This is a genomic window from Euzebyella saccharophila, from assembly GCF_014855495.1.
Classification (GTDB): domain Bacteria; phylum Bacteroidota; class Bacteroidia; order Flavobacteriales; family Flavobacteriaceae; genus Euzebyella; species Euzebyella saccharophila.
The window spans coordinates 88,221-106,945 of sequence record NZ_JACYFJ010000004.1 but is presented as its reverse complement, the minus strand read 5'-3'; the positions used below and the strand labels follow the sequence as shown (position 1 = coordinate 106,945).

Genomic DNA, 18,725 nt, shown 5'->3' with positions numbered 1-18,725 from the left:
GTTTTAATTTATGGATTGAATAAGGGTCAAGGAACGGAAGCGCCACCGCTCGAATTGGCTCTTCTAAGTTGCCGTTGGATTTTTTTAATGGCAGATTCAATGGATTTCTCAGGTTCTATTATATTGTATTCACCCCAAAAATCTGGGTCAGTAAACCCTATAGCCTCATCACTTAGTATTATGGAGGTCTTTATGCGATCTCGGGATTTTGGATAATCTGCAGCCATGTTCTTTTTCCAATCGGTTACTGCCATCTCGCAGGTCATGGTGTAAACGGAGTTGAAAAGTCTACGGTCCCAGTTTATTTTAAATTCCAATAAGACATTGCTATAGCCATAATACCATTTTCCATTTTTTTCTCGGTAATCTACTCGGTAAGCCACTTCATTGGGCCAGACCTTGGCATTGGCCGGTTTTCGTTTAACAAAGAGTCTGGATGCAATTTCTTTGTCCGTTATATTCAGGCTATATATAGCGCTGGTAAGAATTTTGTTATCGGCATCTATATATAGTTTTCCCTTGTACAAAGGGTCTGGAATGTATGATTTTTGAGCAAAGTCTATAACATAGATTAATTTGTTGTTGACCAAGGTGGAGCGATCAAATTTAAAGTCGTAATAATCGATGGACTCCGGTGAAAAAATATACTCCGGATATTTCATAATATCTACAAAAAGGGCATTAAAAGGTCCTCCTTGTAGCTTAAGTGCTACCGTATCCAATTTATTATAGTCTGTACTTTTGCGTGCTTTATAGAGCTTTACTCCATCTTGTTTAAGACTTGTATATGGGGTTTTGTAAATATTTACGACCGCTTCTGAAAGTGAAACATTCTGTCTTCTCTTTTTAATCGTTTCCCGGTAGAACGCAGTCATTAGGGTGGGGTCTTCAAAATAGTTTTCCCCTTTTCTTTTTAGGGTTTCCCGTACCAGATTTTCTGCGTCTTTTGGAATGGACACATTAATTTCTGGAAGTTCTGTAACCGAAATATCCATAGCGATACGGTTGTCACCATTTTTAAGTTGACCTAAGGCAATAGTCTTGGTTTTGTACCCCAAAAAGGAGATTATGATATTGGCATCTGTAATATCTTCCGGAACTTTTAAAGAAAATTCGCCTTCTGTATTGGTAATGGTGCTAATGTTGGATTTTTCAACCATTAGCGAAGCAAAAACCAAAGGTTTTTTAGTGTCGGAATCAACTACTTCACCCTTGTAGAGCTTAAAATTAGTTTCTTCCTGGAGTTCTTCCTGAAAAAGAGCGAACGAATATTCTGTGCCAACGAATACGGAGAACAACGCAGTGCACAACAAATTAATCCAATGATTTCTTGCTATGTAACCTAGTGAGCCTAACATGTCTATCTAATTTGAGGAGTTGAGTCTCTCTAAGTTACTAATTTTTAGCTTGATACCATGTTAAAAAAAAGGTATTGTTGTGGGTATATGAAAAGTAATTCAAACTTGTTATGTTAATCGTGGGTTTTGGAGGACGCAGATACCAAGCGATTGATTTCCTTTAGCTCTTGGTCAGTTAAGTCTCGCCATTTCCCTACGGGAATATCCAACGAAACGTTCATTATCCTGATTCTTTTTAGTCTTGTTACATGGTAATCCAGGTACTCGCACATTCGCCTAATCTGCCTATTAAGGCCTTGGGTGAGGATAATCTTAAATTCAAAAGCACCTATTTTCTCCACTTTGCATTTTCGGGTGACAGTGTCCAGAATGGGTACTCCGTTTCTCATTTTGTTTAAAAAGTCTTCCGAAATTGGTTTGTCCACGGTTACTAAATACTCCTTTTCATGATGGTTTCTGGCTCTTAAAATCTTATTGACTATATCACCATCATTAGTCAAAAAAATAAGTCCTTCACTGGGTTTGTCCAGCCGGCCGATCGGGAAGATTCTTTTTGGGTAGTTGATAAAATCAATAATGTTATCTTTTTCCACTCTAGTATCGGTGGTGCACACAATGCCAACCGGTTTGTTGAATACAATGTAAACAGGCTTATCCTTAGGTTCAGAAATAAGTTTTCCGTCTACCCTTACTTCATCTCCATTGGTAATTTTAGTACCCATTTCGGGTACGCTTCCATTAATGGTAACCCTGCCTTGATCAATAAGTTTGTCTGCAGCTCTTCTCGAGCAAAAGCCAACTTCGCTCAAATATTTATTAATTCTTGTTTGTTTGGGTTCTTGCACGCCACGCTGTTTAGTAGTACAAATTTAAAAGAATCTAAAATTCTTTCTACATAATCTAAAGGGTCATTGATTGGGTCTGGTAAAGCAAGTGATAAAGGTCTTATTTCTTTCGTTCTAGCTCTAACCCATAGATTTGTCTTCCTAATTCTGCCAAAAAAGGAATGCCAATTTCATCATATTCGTATTGGTTATCGTTGAAAACCCCGTCTTTATTGACAAGTATGGTTGCTGTTAGCAAAAATTCCACATCGTTTTTTTCGTCCTCTATGTAAGCGCAGTCCGTTAAGGTTCCATATGCAAATCCTACTTTGTTATAGATTTTTATATGATCAGGAATTCTCTCCTTGGTATCACCGTAGATGAAAAATTTACAATAACCATCATAATAGGTAGCCTCATCATACCCCGCTTTTCTGGGAACCGTGTGCATAGTTTCTAATAAGTACTCATGTTGTTGGGGAGAAAGTTCAAACCGCTCTGTTTTAGCATACGCTTCTGGGAAAACCACACGTTTTAAAACTTCGTGCTGTGCCGTAATAGGGTAGTAGTTTTTAAGCGAGAAATCAAAACTTTCGTTTATGAGCTCCCCTTCTTCAAAATATCCCTTACCTTTTTTAATTCCTGATAAGTCTAATGGTTCTGCCGTGGTATTGATGGTCCCTTCCATCAGGTAAGTGGTACTGTCATTTTCAAAAACAATCAATGGTTTTGTACTAGGGTCATCTGAATGGTAGCCCAGCCTATGGGAAATTCTAACTGGCTCAATGCCTTTTTTGTCCAATTGATGGTTAATGTGGTCCATCCCCATAAACTCAACCAATCTATTATTGGCCAAATTGTCACTTACAGCGAATATTTGTGAAATATCCTTTGCAAAATTGGATTCAACAGAATCTCCTTCAACAAAATACCTACTATTCAAATCTATGGAATCTATGTTGTTTAGTTTTTCCAAGGCCAGTACTGCAATCGGAAATTTTACCGTACTTGCGGGGTAGAAGTATTTATTTTCATTAACCTGAAAGTCATAATTTTTAAAGAGTGGTTTTCCTGTACTTCGGTCTATTTGGGTAAAACGTATCTGTACTTCGTACTGTTCTACACTATCCATCACCCTTTTGATTTTTGGATGGTCAGATGTTAACGCAGCTTCCAAGGGATTTAAAACAACTTTTTTTTCAGAGCAACCATAGATGACGGAAACAAGTAGCAAGGCAAGTAGTCTATTCATTTTTGGGATGTTGGTTGTATATCTCTCCTCTATGGGGTTTAAGGGCATCTCTTACGGCAATCATTTCAGACTTGGTTACCACCATAAAGGCGATACTGTGTAATTCTGTTAGCTCTTTGAATCCAGTGATAGTGAGGTTGGTTTTTTCTAAGTCAATATATTCTTTTAAGTGTATTTCATGGTGTTCAGCTGTTTTTTTGGCTGCCGGACCTCGAAAATCCCAAATTAACTTTATAAGTTGTTCCATTGGTTGGATTAAAATATTTGTAAAGTAATGAATTAATGGGGCGCACGCCAAAAATCTGTTAAGTAATAGATTAGACTTTGTGCGAGATTACAGTTTTGCTATTTTTGCGGGATGAAATTTTCACATTCCTTGGGAAAACAAGGGGGATGGTACACATTCCTTTTGTTAATGGTGTTCTTAAATATAGGATGCGAATCCCTATTTAAAAAGAAGGAGCCTAGCTTTGTGGCGAGAGTTGGCGAAAACTATCTTTTTGAAGAAGATATCAAAAAACTTCTGATAGAAGGAATGTCTAAAGAAGATAGTGCTTCGTTCGTAACTAATTACATAAACAATTGGGCATCTAAACAGTTGTTGTTGGATAGGGCAAAAATCAATCTACCGGAAGAAAAATTAGGTGAATATGATGCTCTGGTGGCGGATTATAGAGCAGACCTGTACACTAGGGCCTACAAGGATGCTTTGGTGCGCCATGGAATAGATACCATTATTACGGAATCTCAATTAGAAAATTTTTACGAGTCTGAGAAAGAGAACTTTAAATTAAAGGAAAAGGTGGTTCAAATTAGGTTTGTGGAGCTTCCCAAACAATTTTTGAACAAAGATCAAGTTATTGATAAACTGAAGAGCTTTAAACCTGAAGATCAAACCTATTTGGATTCTATTGGGGTGCAATTCAAGAAGTTGAACTTTAACGATAGCATTTGGGTGAGTGCTCCTAGGGTTATTGGTGAAATTGCTCCCTTAACTTTTGAAAACGCCGATAAACATCTAAAAAAATCACAATTTTTTGAGATGGAGGATGATAACGGGGTATATTTGGCCAAAGTGGTAGATGTAAAGAATATTAATGACACAGCGCCACTTTCCTTTGTAGAGCCTCAAATAAAACAGGTTTTGTTGAGCAGGAGAAAATTGGATTTTCTAAGGCAATTGGAAACAGAGGTGCTGGATGAGGCAATTAAAAAGAATGAATTTGAAATTTATGCAGAAGATGAATAAACTTTTTGGATTATTTTGTTTCATATTGGGGGTGATCCATTTTGGTTACGCTCAAGAAGATGTAAGCGTTCTGGATGGTCAGGATGAGGCTATGGCTTCAGTTGAAACGGAAGAGGTGGCCGTAATGAAGGATACCGTTAGAAATTTTAAAAGGGTTAAGTTAGATGGTATTGCCGCAGTGGTTGGTGATTACGTAATTTTGGACTCCGATATTGAAAAAACACTGATAGATTTAAAAAGTCAAGGTGTTTCAACTGCCGATGTCACCCGTTGTGGTTTGTTGGGGAAATTGATGGAAGACCGCTTATATGCCCATCAGGCAGTTCAAGATAGTCTTTTGGTTTCCGATGATGAAGTTGCCGCTACTACGGAGAGACAAATTCAAGGTTTTGTGCAGCAAATAGGCTCCATGGAAAAATTGTTGAAATTCTACAAAAAAGAAGACGAGGCAAGTTTGCGGGAGGATATCAACGAAATCAACAAACTTAGAATGCTTTCTGAAAAAATGCAGGGGAGTATCGTTGAAGAAGTTGAAATAACGCCTGAAGAAGTGAGACAGTTCTTCAATAAAATACCCGAAGATGAGCGTCCTGTTTTTGGTGCGGAGATGGAAATTGCACAAATAGTTAAATCTCCAAAGCCAACAGAAAAAGAAAAACAAAATGTTATTGACAAGCTCAATGCGATCAAAGCAGATGTTGAGGATAATGATGCTAGTTTTAGCGTTAAGGCCATTCTTTATTCACAAGATCCCGGGTCAAAGTCAAAAGGTGGATTTTACAGTATTACAAAGGAAACCGGTTTTGACAAGACCTTTAAGGATGTGGCCTTTAGTCTTAAGGAAGGTGAGATTTCAGAACCTTTTGAAACACAATTTGGTTACCATATTATCTATATAGAAAAGATAAGGGGGCAGGAACTGGATTTAAGGCATATCTTAATGCAGCCTGAAATTTCCCAAAAGGCATTGGATGATGCCAAATCTGAGCTTGATTCCATTAGAAGTCATATAGAGGAAGGAAAATATACTTTTGCCCAAGCAGCCATGAATTTTTCAGACGAGAAGGAAACAAAATATGATGGCGGGCTACTAAGAAACCCAACCACTTTTGATTCCCGTTTTGAACTTACCAAAATGGATCCAACCTTGTACAATCAAGTAAGAAATCTAAAGGATGATGAAATTTCATATCCTATTTTGGAGCAAGACCCACGGGGAGGCGGTCCTAAATATAAAATCTTAAAAGTAACCAATAGATTTGATGAGCATGAGGCCGATTTTGCCAAGGATTATCTAAAGATTCAACAACTGGCAAAGACCGAAAAGCAATATAAAGCCATAAAAGAGTGGATGGACGAGCATATCGAGGAAACTTATATTAGCGTAAACGAGTCCAATCACGAATGCGATTTTGCCAACAACTGGGTAAAAAATTAATTGCATGTCAGATGTAGCGGCAATCGATCAGCTAGTTGATAAACACCAAGCACTTAAAAAGGAAATAGCCAAAGTTATAGTTGGCCAAGAGGAGGTAATCAATCAAATTCTTCTAAGTATTTATACGGGAGGGCATTCCCTCCTTATAGGGGTTCCTGGTTTGGCAAAGACTTTAATGGTCAATACCATTGCCAAAACTTTAGGGCTCGATTTTAAGAGAATTCAGTTTACTCCAGATTTAATGCCCAGTGATATTCTTGGAAGTGAGGTTTTGGATCAAAACCGAAACTTTAAGTTCATTAAAGGCCCCGTATTCGGTAATATTATTTTGGCCGATGAAATTAACCGTACCCCTCCAAAAACCCAGGCGGCTCTGCTTGAGGCAATGCAGGAAAGGGCGGTTACTATTTCAGGGAAACAGCATAAATTGGAACTTCCTTATTTTGTTTTGGCCACTCAAAACCCTATAGAACAGGAAGGGACATACCCATTGCCAGAAGCTCAATTGGATAGGTTTATGTTTGCCATCGAGCTTAAATATCCCTCAGTTGAGGAAGAAATTGCGGTGGTAAAAGCTACAACTTCAGATGATGTCACCCATGTTAATTCGATGTTCAACGCGTCCGAAATTTTGGATATTCAGCATTTGATAAGAAGAATTCCCGTTCCTGATGCTGTCGTGGAATATGCTGTAAAGCTTGTAAATTCTACGAGGCCTAATTTAGAGACGGCTTCTGATTTTGTTAGGCAGTATCTGGATTGGGGTGCAGGTCCAAGAGCCTCCCAAAACTTAATTCTTGCCGCTAAGGCCCATGCCGCCATCAATGGAAAATATTCTCCTGATGCGGAAGATGTACAGGCCGTTGCTACAGGTATTTTGAGACACAGGATAATTAAGAACTACAAGGCAGAGGCCGAAGGTATATCCGAAGAAAAAATCATCCAACAACTGTTATAAGCTACTTTTTCCTTATCTCTTTTGGATTTGGTATGTCAACGTTTTTTTGTTAATAAATGGTACTCCAGCAGCCTTTGTTTGCCAAATTGGAACTTATCTTATTTAGTACTACTGGAATAGTGGGTTTATAACAAAATGCATTGTGTTATTTAAATTCAATAAAAACACAATAAACCTTCTCTAAAAAATTTTAAAACACTTTGTATTTTAGTAATTTTGTAGGATTACAATAACCTAAAACGTAAAAAGACAATGGCATTCGATATCGATATGATTAAAGAGGTGTACGCCAACATGGCCGAGCGTGTTGATAAGGCCCGTGAAATAGTTGGAAAACCTCTTACCCTCTCGGAGAAAATTTTATATTCCCACTTGTGGGATGGTAATCCTACCACAGCCTTTAAAAGAGGTAAGGACTATGTGGATTTTGCTCCAGATCGTATTGCTTGCCAAGATGCTACCGCCCAGATGGCCTTGTTGCAGTTTATGCAGGCCGGAAAAAAGAAAGTGGCCGTGCCAACAACGGTACATTGTGATCACTTGATTCAAGCAAAAAGCGGTGCTGCAAAAGATTTGCAGTCTGCCAATAGCACAAGTGCTGAGGTTTTTAACTTCTTGGAGTCGGTTTCCAATAAGTATGGAATTGGTTTCTGGAAGCCTGGTGCAGGTATTATTCACCAAGTTGTTCTTGAAAATTATGCTTTCCCTGGGGGAATGATGATCGGAACGGATTCTCATACCGTAAATGCCGGTGGACTGGGAATGGTGGCCATTGGTGTTGGGGGTGCAGATGCAGTTGACGTAATGGCCGGTATGGCTTGGGAGCTTAAGTTCCCTAAATTGATTGGAGTTAAATTGACCGGAAATATCTCTGGATGGACTTCTGCAAAAGATGTTATCCTTAAGGTTGCAGGCATTTTAACCGTAAAAGGAGGTACTGGAGCTATCATTGAGTATTTTGGAGAAGGTGCCAAAAACCTTTCTTGTACGGGTAAAGGAACCATCTGTAACATGGGTGCCGAGGTGGGTGCTACCACCTCTACTTTTGGTTATGATGATTCTATGGAGCGCTATTTAAGAGCTACCGATAGAAGTGACATAGCGGATGAAGCTAATAAAGTACGCGAGTATCTTACTGCAGATGAAGAGGTATACGCCAATCCTGGTGAATACTTTGATGAAATTATTGAAATAAACCTTGATGAATTAAGGCCGCATTTGAACGGACCTTTTACTCCAGATTTAGCTACTCCTGTTGGTGAATTGGGTGTAAAGGCTAAAGAAAATGGATGGCCAATTAATGTTGATTGGGGATTAATCGGTTCTTGTACCAACTCTTCCTACGAAGATTTGACACGTGCCGCTTCCATTGCAAAACAGGCAATTACCAAAAAGATAAAACCAAAATCCGATTTCGGGATCAACCCTGGGTCGGAACAAATTAGGTTTACCGCTGAAAGGGACGGATTACTTCAAATTTTTGAAGATTTAGGAGCTACCGTATTTACCAATGCTTGTGGACCATGTATTGGACAGTGGGACAGAAGTGACCTGAAAGGCGAGGAGAAAAATACGATTGTACATTCCTTTAACCGTAACTTCTCTAAGCGCGCCGATGGCAACCCAAATACACACGCCTTTGTGGGTTCCCCAGAAATGGTCGCTGCTATTGCTATCTCGGGTAAATTGGATTTTGATCCAATGAACGATACCTTAATCAACGAGAATGGAGAGGAAGTGAAGCTAGATGAACCAATGGGTATAGAATTACCAATTCAAGGCTTTGAGGTGGAAGACGCTGGTTATTTGGCTCCAAAAGAGGATGGTTCTGATGTAGAAGTGATCGTTTCCCCAGAATCGGAAAGATTGCAACTGTTGAGTCCTTTCGTACCTATTCAGCCAGAGCAGATGAAAGGAGCCAAGTTGTTGATCAAGGCTTTTGGTAAATGTACAACCGACCATATCTCTATGGCAGGACCATGGTTACGTTTCCGTGGTCATTTAGATAATATTGCCAATAATACTTTAATAGGGGCTGTAAATGCCTTCAACAAGAAAACCAACTTTGTAAAAAGTCAGTTGACCGGGGAATATGGAGGAGTTCCAGATGTACAGAGAGAATACAAAGAGAAGGGTATAAAAACCATTGTAGTGGGTGACCACAACTATGGCGAAGGATCTTCTCGTGAACATGCAGCCATGCAACCAAGGCATTTAGGTGTTGCAGCTGTATTGGTGAAATCATTTGCCCGTATCCACGAAACCAACTTGAAAAAGCAAGGAATGTTGGCTCTTACTTTTGCGAATGAGAGTGATTATGACCTTATACAAGAGGATGATACGTTTAACTTCCTTGATTTGGCAGAATTTGCGCCAGATAAGCCGTTAACTATTGAGGTAGTACATGCTGATGGTAGTAAGGATACTATAAAAGCAAATCACACTTATAACAATGCGCAAATTGGTTGGTTTAATGAAGGGTCTGCCTTAAATGTAATCAAGAGAGAAAACGCTGCTTAATCGCTGTTATAATAATCGATAGAAAAACTCCCGCTTTAAACGGGAGTTTTTTAGTTTTGGAACGCTTGTATAAAAGTGTCAAGATAACTTCATGAAAAGAAAAACTGTACTTACGCTTCTACTAATTGTATTCATCCTATCCTTTTTTATTACACCTGTAGGGTATTGGTCCAAGAAAAAATTAATGCAAGTTTTTGCACCTTCCCCTGAGCTTATACCACAGGCGGATAGAACCAAGATGCAAGAATATGATTGGAGACTAAAGGACGCAGATTGGGATTATTTTAATTTAAGGACATCGGAAGGGAAGCCGTTATTCATTCATTTTTGGGCGTCATGGCATTTGCCCAGTTCTTCTGAATTGGATGACATACAAAGACTGTACGATGAATATAAGGGAAAAGTGGATTTCTATATTATTACCAACGAAGAGCGCGAGCCTGTGGAAGAATTTTTGGGAAAGAACAAATATACCTTTCCTTTTACCTATAGAATTGTTGGAGAGCCTGCGCCGGTTGAAATATTGGAACCATCTGGAACCTATATTATTGACTCAAAAGGTTCTATTTGGGTGAAGTCAAGGGACTCTAAGGATTGGTATAATGATAAAATTAAGGAAATCCTAGATGCGATTGGTAATTAATTAATCAGCTACTTTTGGCGTTCTTAAAATACTTGAAAGGAACGAATAGCATACCGAAGCATTCTCCATCTTCTTTTCCAATATGTTTGTGGTGCATTTTATGTGCTCTCCTTACTCCCTTAGCGTACCAATGATCAGCTTTTCTAAACATTTTAAATCTTTGATGGATAAAGATGTCATGCACCAAAAAATAGGCAATGCCATAAGCTAGGATACCAAACCCTAAAGGCCAACCATACCAAAATGATGTTTGCGCACCCAGGTAAAACAAAACCATGCTTACAATGGCATAAAATATAAAAAAGGCATCGTTGCGTTCAAACCAAGAATCGTGGTCCTTTTTGTGGTGGTCCCTATGTAGACTCCATAGAAAGCCATGCATGATATATTTATGGGTAAACCATGCCATAAATTCCATAAAGCAGAAAGTACCGAGAAAAATCAGCATCCAAATTAAAAACTTCATATTATACCAAATTCAATTTATAGTTTACATAGGACTGTGCCAACAATCCAAATTTCTCATAGTTGGGAACACGTATTCTAACATTTTTGATTTCCAATGGTGGCGTATTCTGTAATTTTTTAAGTAGTCTGGAATAATACTTGTAAGCTGTATATACCCCAAATTGGGCTTCTGCGGGCAATTTCACTATACCTGAATAGCCCAAAGCGAAATCTGCCTTTATTTCTTCCACAATAAGTTCCTTGGTGGCTTCGTCCAATTCTTTAAAATTGGTATTGGGAAAATAACTTCTATTCAGTTCCTCATAATCTGCCTTAAGGTCCCTTAAGAAATTTACCTTCTGAAATGCCGAACCTAAAGCCATAGCGGTCTCCTTTAATTCATGGTACTTTTCATCATTACCTCTTACAAATATCTTTAGGCACATGAGACCTACAACATCAGCAGAACCATAAATGTACTCTTTAAACTCGGTTTCTGTCAAGTAAGTGTTTTTGTAAAGGTCCGTACGCATACTTTTCATAAAGGAGGAAACCAAGTGATAAGGTATTTGATATTTGTGATAGGTATGCTGGAAGGAATTTAAAATTGGGTTTAAACTAATCTTATGTTCAAGTGCCCTGTCTAAATCCCTTTGAAACTCCTTGAAAAGTTCTTCTTTGTCATAATCATGAAAGGTATCTACAATCTCGTCCGCAAAACGAACAAAACCATAAATGTTGTAAATATCTGCCCTAATGGAAGGCGCCAACATTTTAGTTGCCAAACCAAAGGAAGTGCTGTAGGATTTGGTCACAATCTTGCTACAATTGTACGAAACTTGATCAAATAATGCCTTCATAATCTATTACTTAAGGTTTTTCATAATTAAATCGGAAACTAATTTTCCTGAAATCAAAGCGGGAGGGACCCCCGGCCCGGGCACCGTTAATTGCCCGGTAAAGAATAAGTTTTTTACTTTACTGCTCCTAAGTTTAGGGCGTAAAAAAGCCGTTTGGGTGAGAGTGTTGGCCATACCGTAGGCATTGCCTTTATACGAATTATATTCACCTAGAAAATCATTAACGCAAAAGGACCTTTTGAAAAGCATATTACCTCTAACGCTTTGGCGTGTAATTCTTTCAAAACGATCCATTACAATATCAAAGTACTGGTCCCTTAATTCCTCATTATCTTTCAATCCCGGGGCTATTGGAATAAGAAAGAATCCTGTTTCACAACCTTCGGGTGCCATTGATTTGTCCGATACGGAAGGAAAGTTGGCGTAGAACAATGGGTCTTGTGGCCAAGAAGGATTGTCGTAAATCTCTCTTGCATGCTTTTCAAAATCAGTATCAAAGAAAAGGTTGTGATGCACGACATTGTTAATCTTTTTATTGAAACCTATATAAAAAAGCAGGGATGAAGGGGCAAAAACCTTGTCTTTCCAATACGTTTCTGAATATTGTCTTTCGTTGGGGGCTAACAGACTTTCAGAATGATGGTAGTCCGCTCCACTTAAAACAGCATCCGCCGCTATTTGGTTTCCGTTGACAACTATACCGTTAGAAACACCATTGATAGTTGTAATTTTTTCTACCGGACTGTCCGTATGTATTTCTACGCCCAATTCTTTGGCCAAATTATGCATGGCCCTGATTATTTCATACATTCCACCTTTTGGATGCCAAGTACCCAAACCAAAATCGGCATAATTCATAAAGCTATAGAAAGACGGGGTCTGACTTGGTTTAGCTCCTAAGAACAACACAGGAAACTCCAATGTGGAGACTAATTTTGGGTTTTTAAATTTCTTTCTAACTTCTCCGCTAATCGTTTTAAAGAACTGATCTACGCGCATGATAGTTTCAGGGGTAACAAGTTCTAAAGGGGAGAGGCCGGGCCTAAGTACCACCTTATTAATGGCTATGTCATAATTGGTTTCCGCTTTGGATATAAATTCTTTAAGATGAACAGAACTTCCTGGTTCTATGCGCTCAAATTCCATACAAATTTTATCCAGAGAATCTCCAATGGTCAGTTGCTCATCGGTAAAGAAAATTTTGTAAGCAGGATCAAGTTTGTCCAATTGATAGTAATCGGATGTTTTTTTGTCAAAATCGGAAAAGAATTTATCAAAAATATCTGGCATCCAATACCAACTGGGACCCATGTCAAAAGTAAATCCAGATTCTTTGAACTGTCTAGCTCTTCCACCCACAGTAGAATTTTTTTCGTAGATAGCAACTTCAAAACCGGCCTTTGCCAAATAACAAGATGCGGAAAGCGAAGAAAAACCTGAACCTATGACGATTATTTTTTTTGACATTGTAAAATTATAGTTGATTGACCACTTCGTCAATTGAGGTGAAGGTGCTCACAAATTCTGGTAGTTGTTTGTTCTTTAGATATTGAACTTGATGCCCTAAAAGCCACAGTTTAGGGTTTTCAAATTTGCTGGCAAATGCTTGAAAGTCCTCAATATATTTTTCTATATAATCTTTGGTAGGAACTACGGTAAAGTAGGATAAGAAATGTACACCGTTAAAATATTTTAATACCTCGTTCAAATTATCCATTGGTACGGACTGCCCTAAATAAATTGACCTGTAACCTCTTCTAACAATCTCGTAATTTAAGTATAGCAGACCTATTTCATGTATTTCGTTATCTGGGAGGTAGGGAACAAATACCTTGTCATTTCGTTGAGGTTCCAAAGTTTGAAAGGCCTCTGTATTCACCACAATTTTTTGTTTTACCAAATTGGTAATAAAGTGTTCATGGGCAGGGGAGATGGTATCCGTTTGCCATAAAACACCCATTTCGTTCATAAGAGGAATAAAAACTTCCTTAAATATTTCATGAAAACTCTTGTCTTTACTCAAGTCATTAAACGTTTTCATAAAGAGAGCTTGGTCAAAGTGAAGCATGGATAGCTTAAAGGCGTTTATGCTATGACTTTTTACGCTATTTGATGCCACCATTTCCCTTACCATGTCAGGTATGTTCTGCTCTGGAATTTTGGCAATTTTAGAAATCTTATGGCCGTGGTTGTAAAGAAGGGTAATGTTCAGTAGTTTCTGAAGGCTACTTAAAGAATAGGTTCTAATGTTGGTACTCGTTCTTTCGGGGGATAACAGCTCATATCTTTTTTCCCATATTCTAATGGTGTGTGCTTTTATACCCGAAAGGTTTTCAAGATCTCGTATGCTGAACCGTTTCTTTATGTTGTTCATCTTTTTATAAATATTGTTAAACAAATTTATAAATTAATCTGAATGTACAACCCTTTGATTGGTAGGATTTCTTAAAAGATAGTTAAAAAAAGAGTCGGATTATTGAAATGAGTTAAAAAAAGATAGTAAAAAAGCCATCTTTCATTTAATAAAGATGGCTTTTTGTGCGCACGAGAAGACTCGAACTTCCACGACCTAATGGTCACCAGCCCCTCAAGCTGGCGCGTCTACCAATTCCGCCACGTGCGCAGAAAAATAGAACGGTAAAGCAATGATTGCTTTGGGCCCGCAAATATCATCAAAATAGATTTTCTATGAAAGTTTTAATTCTTTAAAATGGCTTAAAAAAAAAGGAAGTTAAAATCAAATTTCTTTGATACTAACTTCCCAATTTCTTAAAAAATAATTGTTTTATCTGTACTTGATGGCAATTTGTGCTAACTGCCCAACAATCTTAACGGAGTCTTTCATGGAAAGCTTGGAACCATCTGCGTGTATCCAACGTTTTAAGGGTTGCTCACAGATCAATCTTTTTGCTTCATCCTTACCATAGTACCTGCGCATTCTCATAAATATTTCAACGTCAAACAACCATTTGGTAACAAATTTCTTTTGAAACATTTGTGTAACTATTTCTCGATCCATAATCTTGGCTCCGCATTGGGTATCTTTAAAGGGCATGCCTAAAATCTTTTGTATAATCATATTAATGGTCATACTTATAATTTTACGGGCAGACTCCTTTGTAATGTTAGCTCCCATTCTGCTTATACGGCTTCCACTGACTATTTTAAAGTTGGAATTCTCCAAGGTTTTTACCAGATCATCAAAGTCCCTGAAATCCGTTGAAAGGTCAGCATCCAAATAACCAATATAATCCAACTGTTCATCTTTGACCATATGAAGGACGCCCTGTCTTACAGCCTCGGCTTTTCCTCCATTTTTCTCACAATTGTATACACTTATATTACTGGGGTTTTCTTTTTGAAGTTCTTGAAGTACACCTAAGGTATTATCAGTACTGCCATCGTTCACGAAACATAGATGATATCCTAGGTTTTGATGGGCAAATTTTTTGAACTCCTCCCCAGAGAGCCTTTCTTCCTCATTATAACAGGGAATGACCACTCCCACACAATGCTTTTGTAACATTTGTGTATCTGTAGAAACCTTGGAATTACCGGTAATCTCAGGAGCTCCTATGATACGTTTAATCCTTGCGGACATTTCATCCAGGCTCACGGGTTTTTTCATATAGTCATTGATTCCCAAATCAAAACCGTCTACAATTACTTTTTCATCCGTATTTCCTGACATAATGATTATGGGAGTTTGGGATTTTTTGGTCTGTCTTATATGCTGTACCACACCCAACCCAGACATTCCGGGCATATTTATATCCACCAATACTAAGTCCGGTTCCAAGGCGTCGAATAATTCGATTCCTTTTTCTCCATTATTTGCAACTTCTACTTGATAGCCTATCTCGGTCAATCTTTTTTTAACCGACATCAATATCAGTTGCTGGTCATCAATAGCTAGTATTTTCATAATTATAAGGTTTGGGACCTATATATTCTTTTCGGTGATTGATTTGTTTTGCTATATCACTAGAAAAGGTCAATTTTACAAGTGTATAACAATAATTTCATCTAATTATTGTTGTTATTTCTTACAATTATGCATTTTTAATGAAGGGAACAAACGTATTGTTGGTGGTAGCCTTATTTATAGGGCTTGCATTCCATGGGTCCAGTATATTCTTTACACTGGAATATACCTATGACGCTTTAATACACCTATTCTTTGCGGACCATTATGCCAACAGCTGGTTTGAACCTTGGGATTACCGCTGGTATACAGGTTTTACAGTTCAAGGATACCCACCTTTGGTACATCAATTAATTGGTATACTATCTTATATTGGTGGCTTAAAATTTGGGCTTTTTACAGTTGGGTTATTGGCCATTTTGCTGTATGTAACCGGTGCCTATAGGTTTGGACTTTTAATGACCGGTGATAAGAAAGTTGCTGGTTATACGGCCATTTTAGCGGTTTTTTCCTCTACTTTTATTGAGACCCTTCATATTTTTGGACAGCTTCCTAGTATTTCGGCATTATCCATATTAATGCATTCCCTCACAGAAATATACTTATGGCTTAAAACAGGAAAACGTGTTTATCTTTTTACCAGTCTATCCTTAATTGCAGTAACGGTTACCTCACATCATGTAACACCTATTTTCGGAATGGTCTTTTTCATATTTCCATTGATAGGCATGGTGGTAATGGATGTATCCAGAGATAAAGTTAATTCTTATAAGGAATTAAGGTTCAAAGTGTTTTGGAATTCCTTCAGACAGCTTTTTTGGAGAATAGTAAGTTTTGGGTTCTTTTCGTTGATACTTATTGTTACATGTATTTTACCCTATTGGATCAATTCCAAAAAGAATCCTATTACTCAAGTTCCTATACCTCATGGCTCTAGAGATAATTTTTTGGAAGTAACCTCTTCGGGTTTGGTCTTTTTCATGATTCCTTGGGGAATCTTACTTTTTCTCATTCCGTATCTTTTTTACCGGTTTTATAGCAAGCGCTATTTGTTTTTTGGATTATCCATGACCATGCTCACTATTTTAGGAACAGGGGGAACCACGCCCGTGCCTTTAATGCTTTTGGGAGAGACTGCCTTTAATATCCTAACATTGGATAGGTTTACTTTATGGGCCACCATTATGGCGCTTCCCATTTTTGGGGAGTTTGCTTTTAGAATGGTAGAGGGTGATATAAAAGAAAAAATTCAGAGAAGATTAGGTTCTGTTTACCATAGGATTCTTGGTGGTTTTATAGCTGGCGGTGTTCTTTTTATGGTCATCTTCACCATGAGTTTAGGATATTTTAGACCATCGCAACCGGCAAAAATCAAAATGCTTCCCATCGTAAATTTCTTGAATCAAGATCAGCATGATCGCTGGCGATACTTACCTCTAGGTTTTGGTGATCAAATGGCTTGGTTGTCCGCACAGACCAAGGCAATGACGGTAGATGGAAATTATCATTCTGCAAGACGATTGCCAGAATTAACTACAAGGGCCATAGAGAGGTTGGAAAACTCCAAGTTTAGGGGAGTTGAAGGTATTGGTTCCTTACAGCAATTTTTAACCGTACCTGAAAAATACAATCTAAAGTACATCTTTAGCAATGACAAATTTTATGACCCTCTATTATACTTCTGTGGTTGGCAACGGCTACAGCAATTGGAAAACGGGATTATGGTCTGGGAAAAATTAAATGTACCGCCAATGCCGGCGATACTTCCTAAGGACGATGTGCCAAAGTGGTCTAAAATAATGTGGGGGGTAATACCCATTTTAACAGTACTCGTAGCTTTTTTTATCAATGTACAGATGTTATGGTACCGTGTCCTAAAATCAAAAAAATTACCCTTGCCGGATTATTTTAAGTACCGAGTGACTTACAAAGGTTTTCCTGGTTTTATGATTGTAATCAATCATATTTGGGCTGTAATTGTCTTGATTTGTTTGGCTTTTGGGATGTACAAGTTTTACATTCACAATGCGAGCCAGAGATCTCCGGAAAATGTACTTACAGCATACTATAATGCTCTGGATTTTAAGGAGTTTGAAACAGCTCACTCTTTTTTGGATAAGGAGAAGGAAGTTCCCATTGCCCAATATATGCTTGAAGTTTCAGTAACAGATGGCATTTTAAGTTCTTATGCCAAGCTGGATGCAATGGATATTACCATTAGCGAAGAAACAGAATTTGGAGCAAAGGCCATTGTAGACACCGACTGGGTTACCCCTTTAGAAAGAGTGAAGAAGATTTACCATCATGATTTGGTCAAAAGAAATGGCAATTGGTTTATTATGCCATCTTATTTAGATACGGATATACCACCCGATCAACTTTTTAGTAGTAATGACACCAAATTTTATAACCATGGTAGGCGTAGAATAACCACCCAACAGACTTATCACGAAGATGTGCTCAAACAGCCAGTTTTAGAAGTGTTGACTGCAAAACTGGTTAAATATAATGGTCAATATTCCGTTATAGGAGAGATACAAAATGTGGATAATATTCCGTCAGACGTGGTAATTAAGGCCACCCTTTATAATGACGCCAATAAAGAGTTGGCCAATTACGATGCCAAATATCACATGAAACACAAGTTAATGCCTATGGAATCTACTTCGTTCAAAATAAATTTTGAAGGAATTGCGTGGTCGCAGACAAAAGATACCATACCTCCAACATTTAATCCAGATGAGTTTACGCCGGTTGAATTGGAGGAGCAACCCACTAAATTTAATCTGCAGTGTGCAGGCAATGTAGCCAATACGGATCTTTATAAAGGATTAACAGTGCAATCACTTCATATTGGGGAGCAACAAATTGATGGGGAACTCTATAATTCTGGAATTCAGGAAGTAACTATTCCCTTGTTATTGATTTCCTACTATGATGAGAATAAAGAACTAATTTGGGTTGATCATCAATTTGTTAAGGACGGGGTTAGGGTACAAAGAAAACAACCCTTTCAATATAATTTATTGAATGTAGATGATGTTAGTACGATTAACAGTAGTTTAAAAAATTGTTTTGTAAATGGATTGCCCAATGAATCTATAGCGGAGAAGGTAATTCCTGATAGGAACCAAACCCATCAATGGGACCAATTACAACCCCTTAAAGGAAATAGTTTTGATTTTGTTAAACTAGAATTGAATAGTTATATCGGAAATCCGAAATAAAACATGTTGGGGCGCCATTTTTAT

The 18,725-nt window shown here is 38.0% G+C and carries 15 protein-coding genes and 1 tRNA gene; 6 read left to right on the top strand and 10 right to left on the bottom strand.

What is annotated here, in order from left to right; genetic code table 11:
- Positions 1-26: 26 nt before the first annotated feature.
- From IL355_RS13025 to IL355_RS13010, 4 genes are all read right to left on the bottom strand, one after another.
- A complete protein-coding gene (locus IL355_RS13025) occupies positions 27-1,358 on the bottom strand; it encodes a carboxypeptidase-like regulatory domain-containing protein (protein ID WP_192462561.1) in 1,332 nt (443 codons plus the stop codon).
- A 113-nt stretch (positions 1,359-1,471) separates the two neighbouring features.
- Positions 1,472-2,203, bottom strand: a complete 732-nt coding sequence (gene rluF / locus IL355_RS13020; RefSeq protein ID WP_192462560.1) for a 23S rRNA pseudouridine(2604) synthase RluF — start codon at positions 2,201-2,203, stop codon at positions 1,472-1,474.
- 100 nt (positions 2,204-2,303) lie between these two features.
- Positions 2,304-3,434 (bottom strand): serine hydrolase, encoded by a 1,131-nt coding sequence (locus IL355_RS13015; RefSeq protein ID WP_192462559.1) that lies wholly within the window; start codon positions 3,432-3,434, stop codon positions 2,304-2,306.
- Positions 3,427-3,681, bottom strand: coding sequence for a hypothetical protein (locus IL355_RS13010; protein ID WP_187457807.1), 255 nt, complete (start codon positions 3,679-3,681; stop codon positions 3,427-3,429). Before IL355_RS13010 ends, IL355_RS13015 begins: the two co-directional genes overlap by 8 nt.
- 111 nt (positions 3,682-3,792) lie before the next feature.
- Here IL355_RS13010 and IL355_RS13005 point away from each other — a divergent pair, with 111 nt between their 5' ends.
- The 5 genes from IL355_RS13005 to IL355_RS12985 all read left to right on the top strand — a co-directional run bounded on the left by IL355_RS13005 (position 3,793) and on the right by IL355_RS12985 (position 10,242).
- Positions 3,793-4,683 carry a peptidylprolyl isomerase gene (locus IL355_RS13005; RefSeq protein ID WP_192462558.1) on the top strand — a complete coding sequence of 297 codons (891 nt, stop codon included), beginning with the start codon at positions 3,793-3,795 and terminating at the stop codon, positions 4,681-4,683.
- Positions 4,676-6,121, top strand: a complete 1,446-nt coding sequence (locus IL355_RS13000; RefSeq protein ID WP_225621236.1) for a peptidylprolyl isomerase — start codon at positions 4,676-4,678, stop codon at positions 6,119-6,121. The genes IL355_RS13005 and IL355_RS13000 overlap by 8 nt, the downstream gene beginning before the upstream one ends.
- A 4-nt stretch (positions 6,122-6,125) precedes the next feature.
- Positions 6,126-7,079, top strand: coding sequence for an AAA family ATPase (locus IL355_RS12995; RefSeq protein WP_192462556.1), 954 nt, complete (start codon positions 6,126-6,128; stop codon positions 7,077-7,079).
- 252 nt (positions 7,080-7,331) lie between these two features.
- Positions 7,332-9,599 (top strand): aconitate hydratase, encoded by a 2,268-nt coding sequence (locus tag IL355_RS12990; RefSeq protein WP_192462555.1) that lies wholly within the window; start codon positions 7,332-7,334, stop codon positions 9,597-9,599.
- Positions 9,600-9,690: 91 nt separating this feature from the next.
- Positions 9,691-10,242 carry a peroxiredoxin family protein gene (locus IL355_RS12985; RefSeq protein ID WP_192462554.1) on the top strand — a complete coding sequence of 184 codons (552 nt, stop codon included), beginning with the start codon at positions 9,691-9,693 and terminating at the stop codon, positions 10,240-10,242.
- A 4-nt stretch (positions 10,243-10,246) separates the two neighbouring features.
- Here IL355_RS12985 and IL355_RS12980 read toward each other — a convergent pair whose 3' ends face one another.
- The 6 genes from IL355_RS12980 to IL355_RS12955 all read right to left on the bottom strand — a co-directional run bounded on the left by IL355_RS12980 (position 10,247) and on the right by IL355_RS12955 (position 15,474).
- Positions 10,247-10,708, bottom strand: a complete 462-nt coding sequence (locus IL355_RS12980; protein ID WP_192462553.1) for a sterol desaturase family protein — start codon at positions 10,706-10,708, stop codon at positions 10,247-10,249.
- A gap of 1 nt (position 10,709) precedes the next feature.
- Positions 10,710-11,549 (bottom strand): phytoene/squalene synthase family protein, encoded by an 840-nt coding sequence (locus IL355_RS12975; protein ID WP_192462552.1) that lies wholly within the window; start codon positions 11,547-11,549, stop codon positions 10,710-10,712.
- 6 nt (positions 11,550-11,555) lie between these two features.
- Positions 11,556-13,016 (bottom strand): phytoene desaturase family protein, encoded by a 1,461-nt coding sequence (locus tag IL355_RS12970; RefSeq protein WP_192462551.1) that lies wholly within the window; start codon positions 13,014-13,016, stop codon positions 11,556-11,558.
- A gap of 7 nt (positions 13,017-13,023) precedes the next feature.
- Complete coding sequence (locus tag IL355_RS12965) at positions 13,024-13,923, bottom strand: MerR family transcriptional regulator (RefSeq protein ID WP_192462550.1); 900 nt, start codon at positions 13,921-13,923, stop codon at positions 13,024-13,026.
- A 165-nt stretch (positions 13,924-14,088) separates the two neighbouring features.
- Positions 14,089-14,172: transfer RNA gene (locus IL355_RS12960), tRNA-Leu, on the bottom strand.
- Positions 14,173-14,334: 162 nt separating this feature from the next.
- Positions 14,335-15,474 carry a response regulator gene (locus tag IL355_RS12955; RefSeq protein ID WP_192462549.1) on the bottom strand — a complete coding sequence of 380 codons (1,140 nt, stop codon included), beginning with the start codon at positions 15,472-15,474 and terminating at the stop codon, positions 14,335-14,337.
- Positions 15,475-15,614: 140 nt separating this feature from the next.
- Here IL355_RS12955 and IL355_RS12950 point away from each other — a divergent pair, with 140 nt between their 5' ends.
- Positions 15,615-18,701 carry a hypothetical protein gene (locus IL355_RS12950; protein WP_192462548.1) on the top strand — a complete coding sequence of 1,029 codons (3,087 nt, stop codon included), beginning with the start codon at positions 15,615-15,617 and terminating at the stop codon, positions 18,699-18,701.
- Positions 18,702-18,725 lie beyond the last annotated feature (24 nt).

Bases quoted from the DNA above. Each gene is read 5' to 3' on its own strand.
- IL355_RS13010 (WP_187457807.1), bottom strand. From the start codon at position 3,681: ATGGAACAACTTATAAAGTTAATTTGGGATTTTCGAGGTCCGGCAGCC.
- IL355_RS12975 (WP_192462552.1), bottom strand. From the start codon at position 11,549: ATGAAGGCATTATTTGATCAAGTTTCGTACAATTGTAGCAAGATTGTG.
- IL355_RS13025 (WP_192462561.1), bottom strand. From the start codon at position 1,358: ATGTTAGGCTCACTAGGTTACATAGCAAGAAATCATTGGATTAATTTG.
- IL355_RS12970 (WP_192462551.1), bottom strand. From the start codon at position 13,016: ATGTCAAAAAAAATAATCGTCATAGGTTCAGGTTTTTCTTCGCTTTCC.
- IL355_RS12955 (WP_192462549.1), bottom strand. From the start codon at position 15,474: ATGAAAATACTAGCTATTGATGACCAGCAACTGATATTGATGTCGGTT.
- IL355_RS12950 (WP_192462548.1), top strand. From the start codon at position 15,615: ATGAAGGGAACAAACGTATTGTTGGTGGTAGCCTTATTTATAGGGCTT.
- IL355_RS12985 (WP_192462554.1), top strand. From the start codon at position 9,691: ATGAAAAGAAAAACTGTACTTACGCTTCTACTAATTGTATTCATCCTA.
- IL355_RS13005 (WP_192462558.1), top strand. From the start codon at position 3,793: ATGAAATTTTCACATTCCTTGGGAAAACAAGGGGGATGGTACACATTC.
- IL355_RS12990 (WP_192462555.1), top strand. From the start codon at position 7,332: ATGGCATTCGATATCGATATGATTAAAGAGGTGTACGCCAACATGGCC.
- IL355_RS12995 (WP_192462556.1), top strand. From the start codon at position 6,126: ATGTCAGATGTAGCGGCAATCGATCAGCTAGTTGATAAACACCAAGCA.
- IL355_RS12965 (WP_192462550.1), bottom strand. From the start codon at position 13,923: ATGAACAACATAAAGAAACGGTTCAGCATACGAGATCTTGAAAACCTT.
- IL355_RS13000 (WP_225621236.1), top strand. From the start codon at position 4,676: ATGAATAAACTTTTTGGATTATTTTGTTTCATATTGGGGGTGATCCAT.
- IL355_RS12980 (WP_192462553.1), bottom strand. From the start codon at position 10,708: ATGAAGTTTTTAATTTGGATGCTGATTTTTCTCGGTACTTTCTGCTTT.
- IL355_RS13015 (WP_192462559.1), bottom strand. From the start codon at position 3,434: ATGAATAGACTACTTGCCTTGCTACTTGTTTCCGTCATCTATGGTTGC.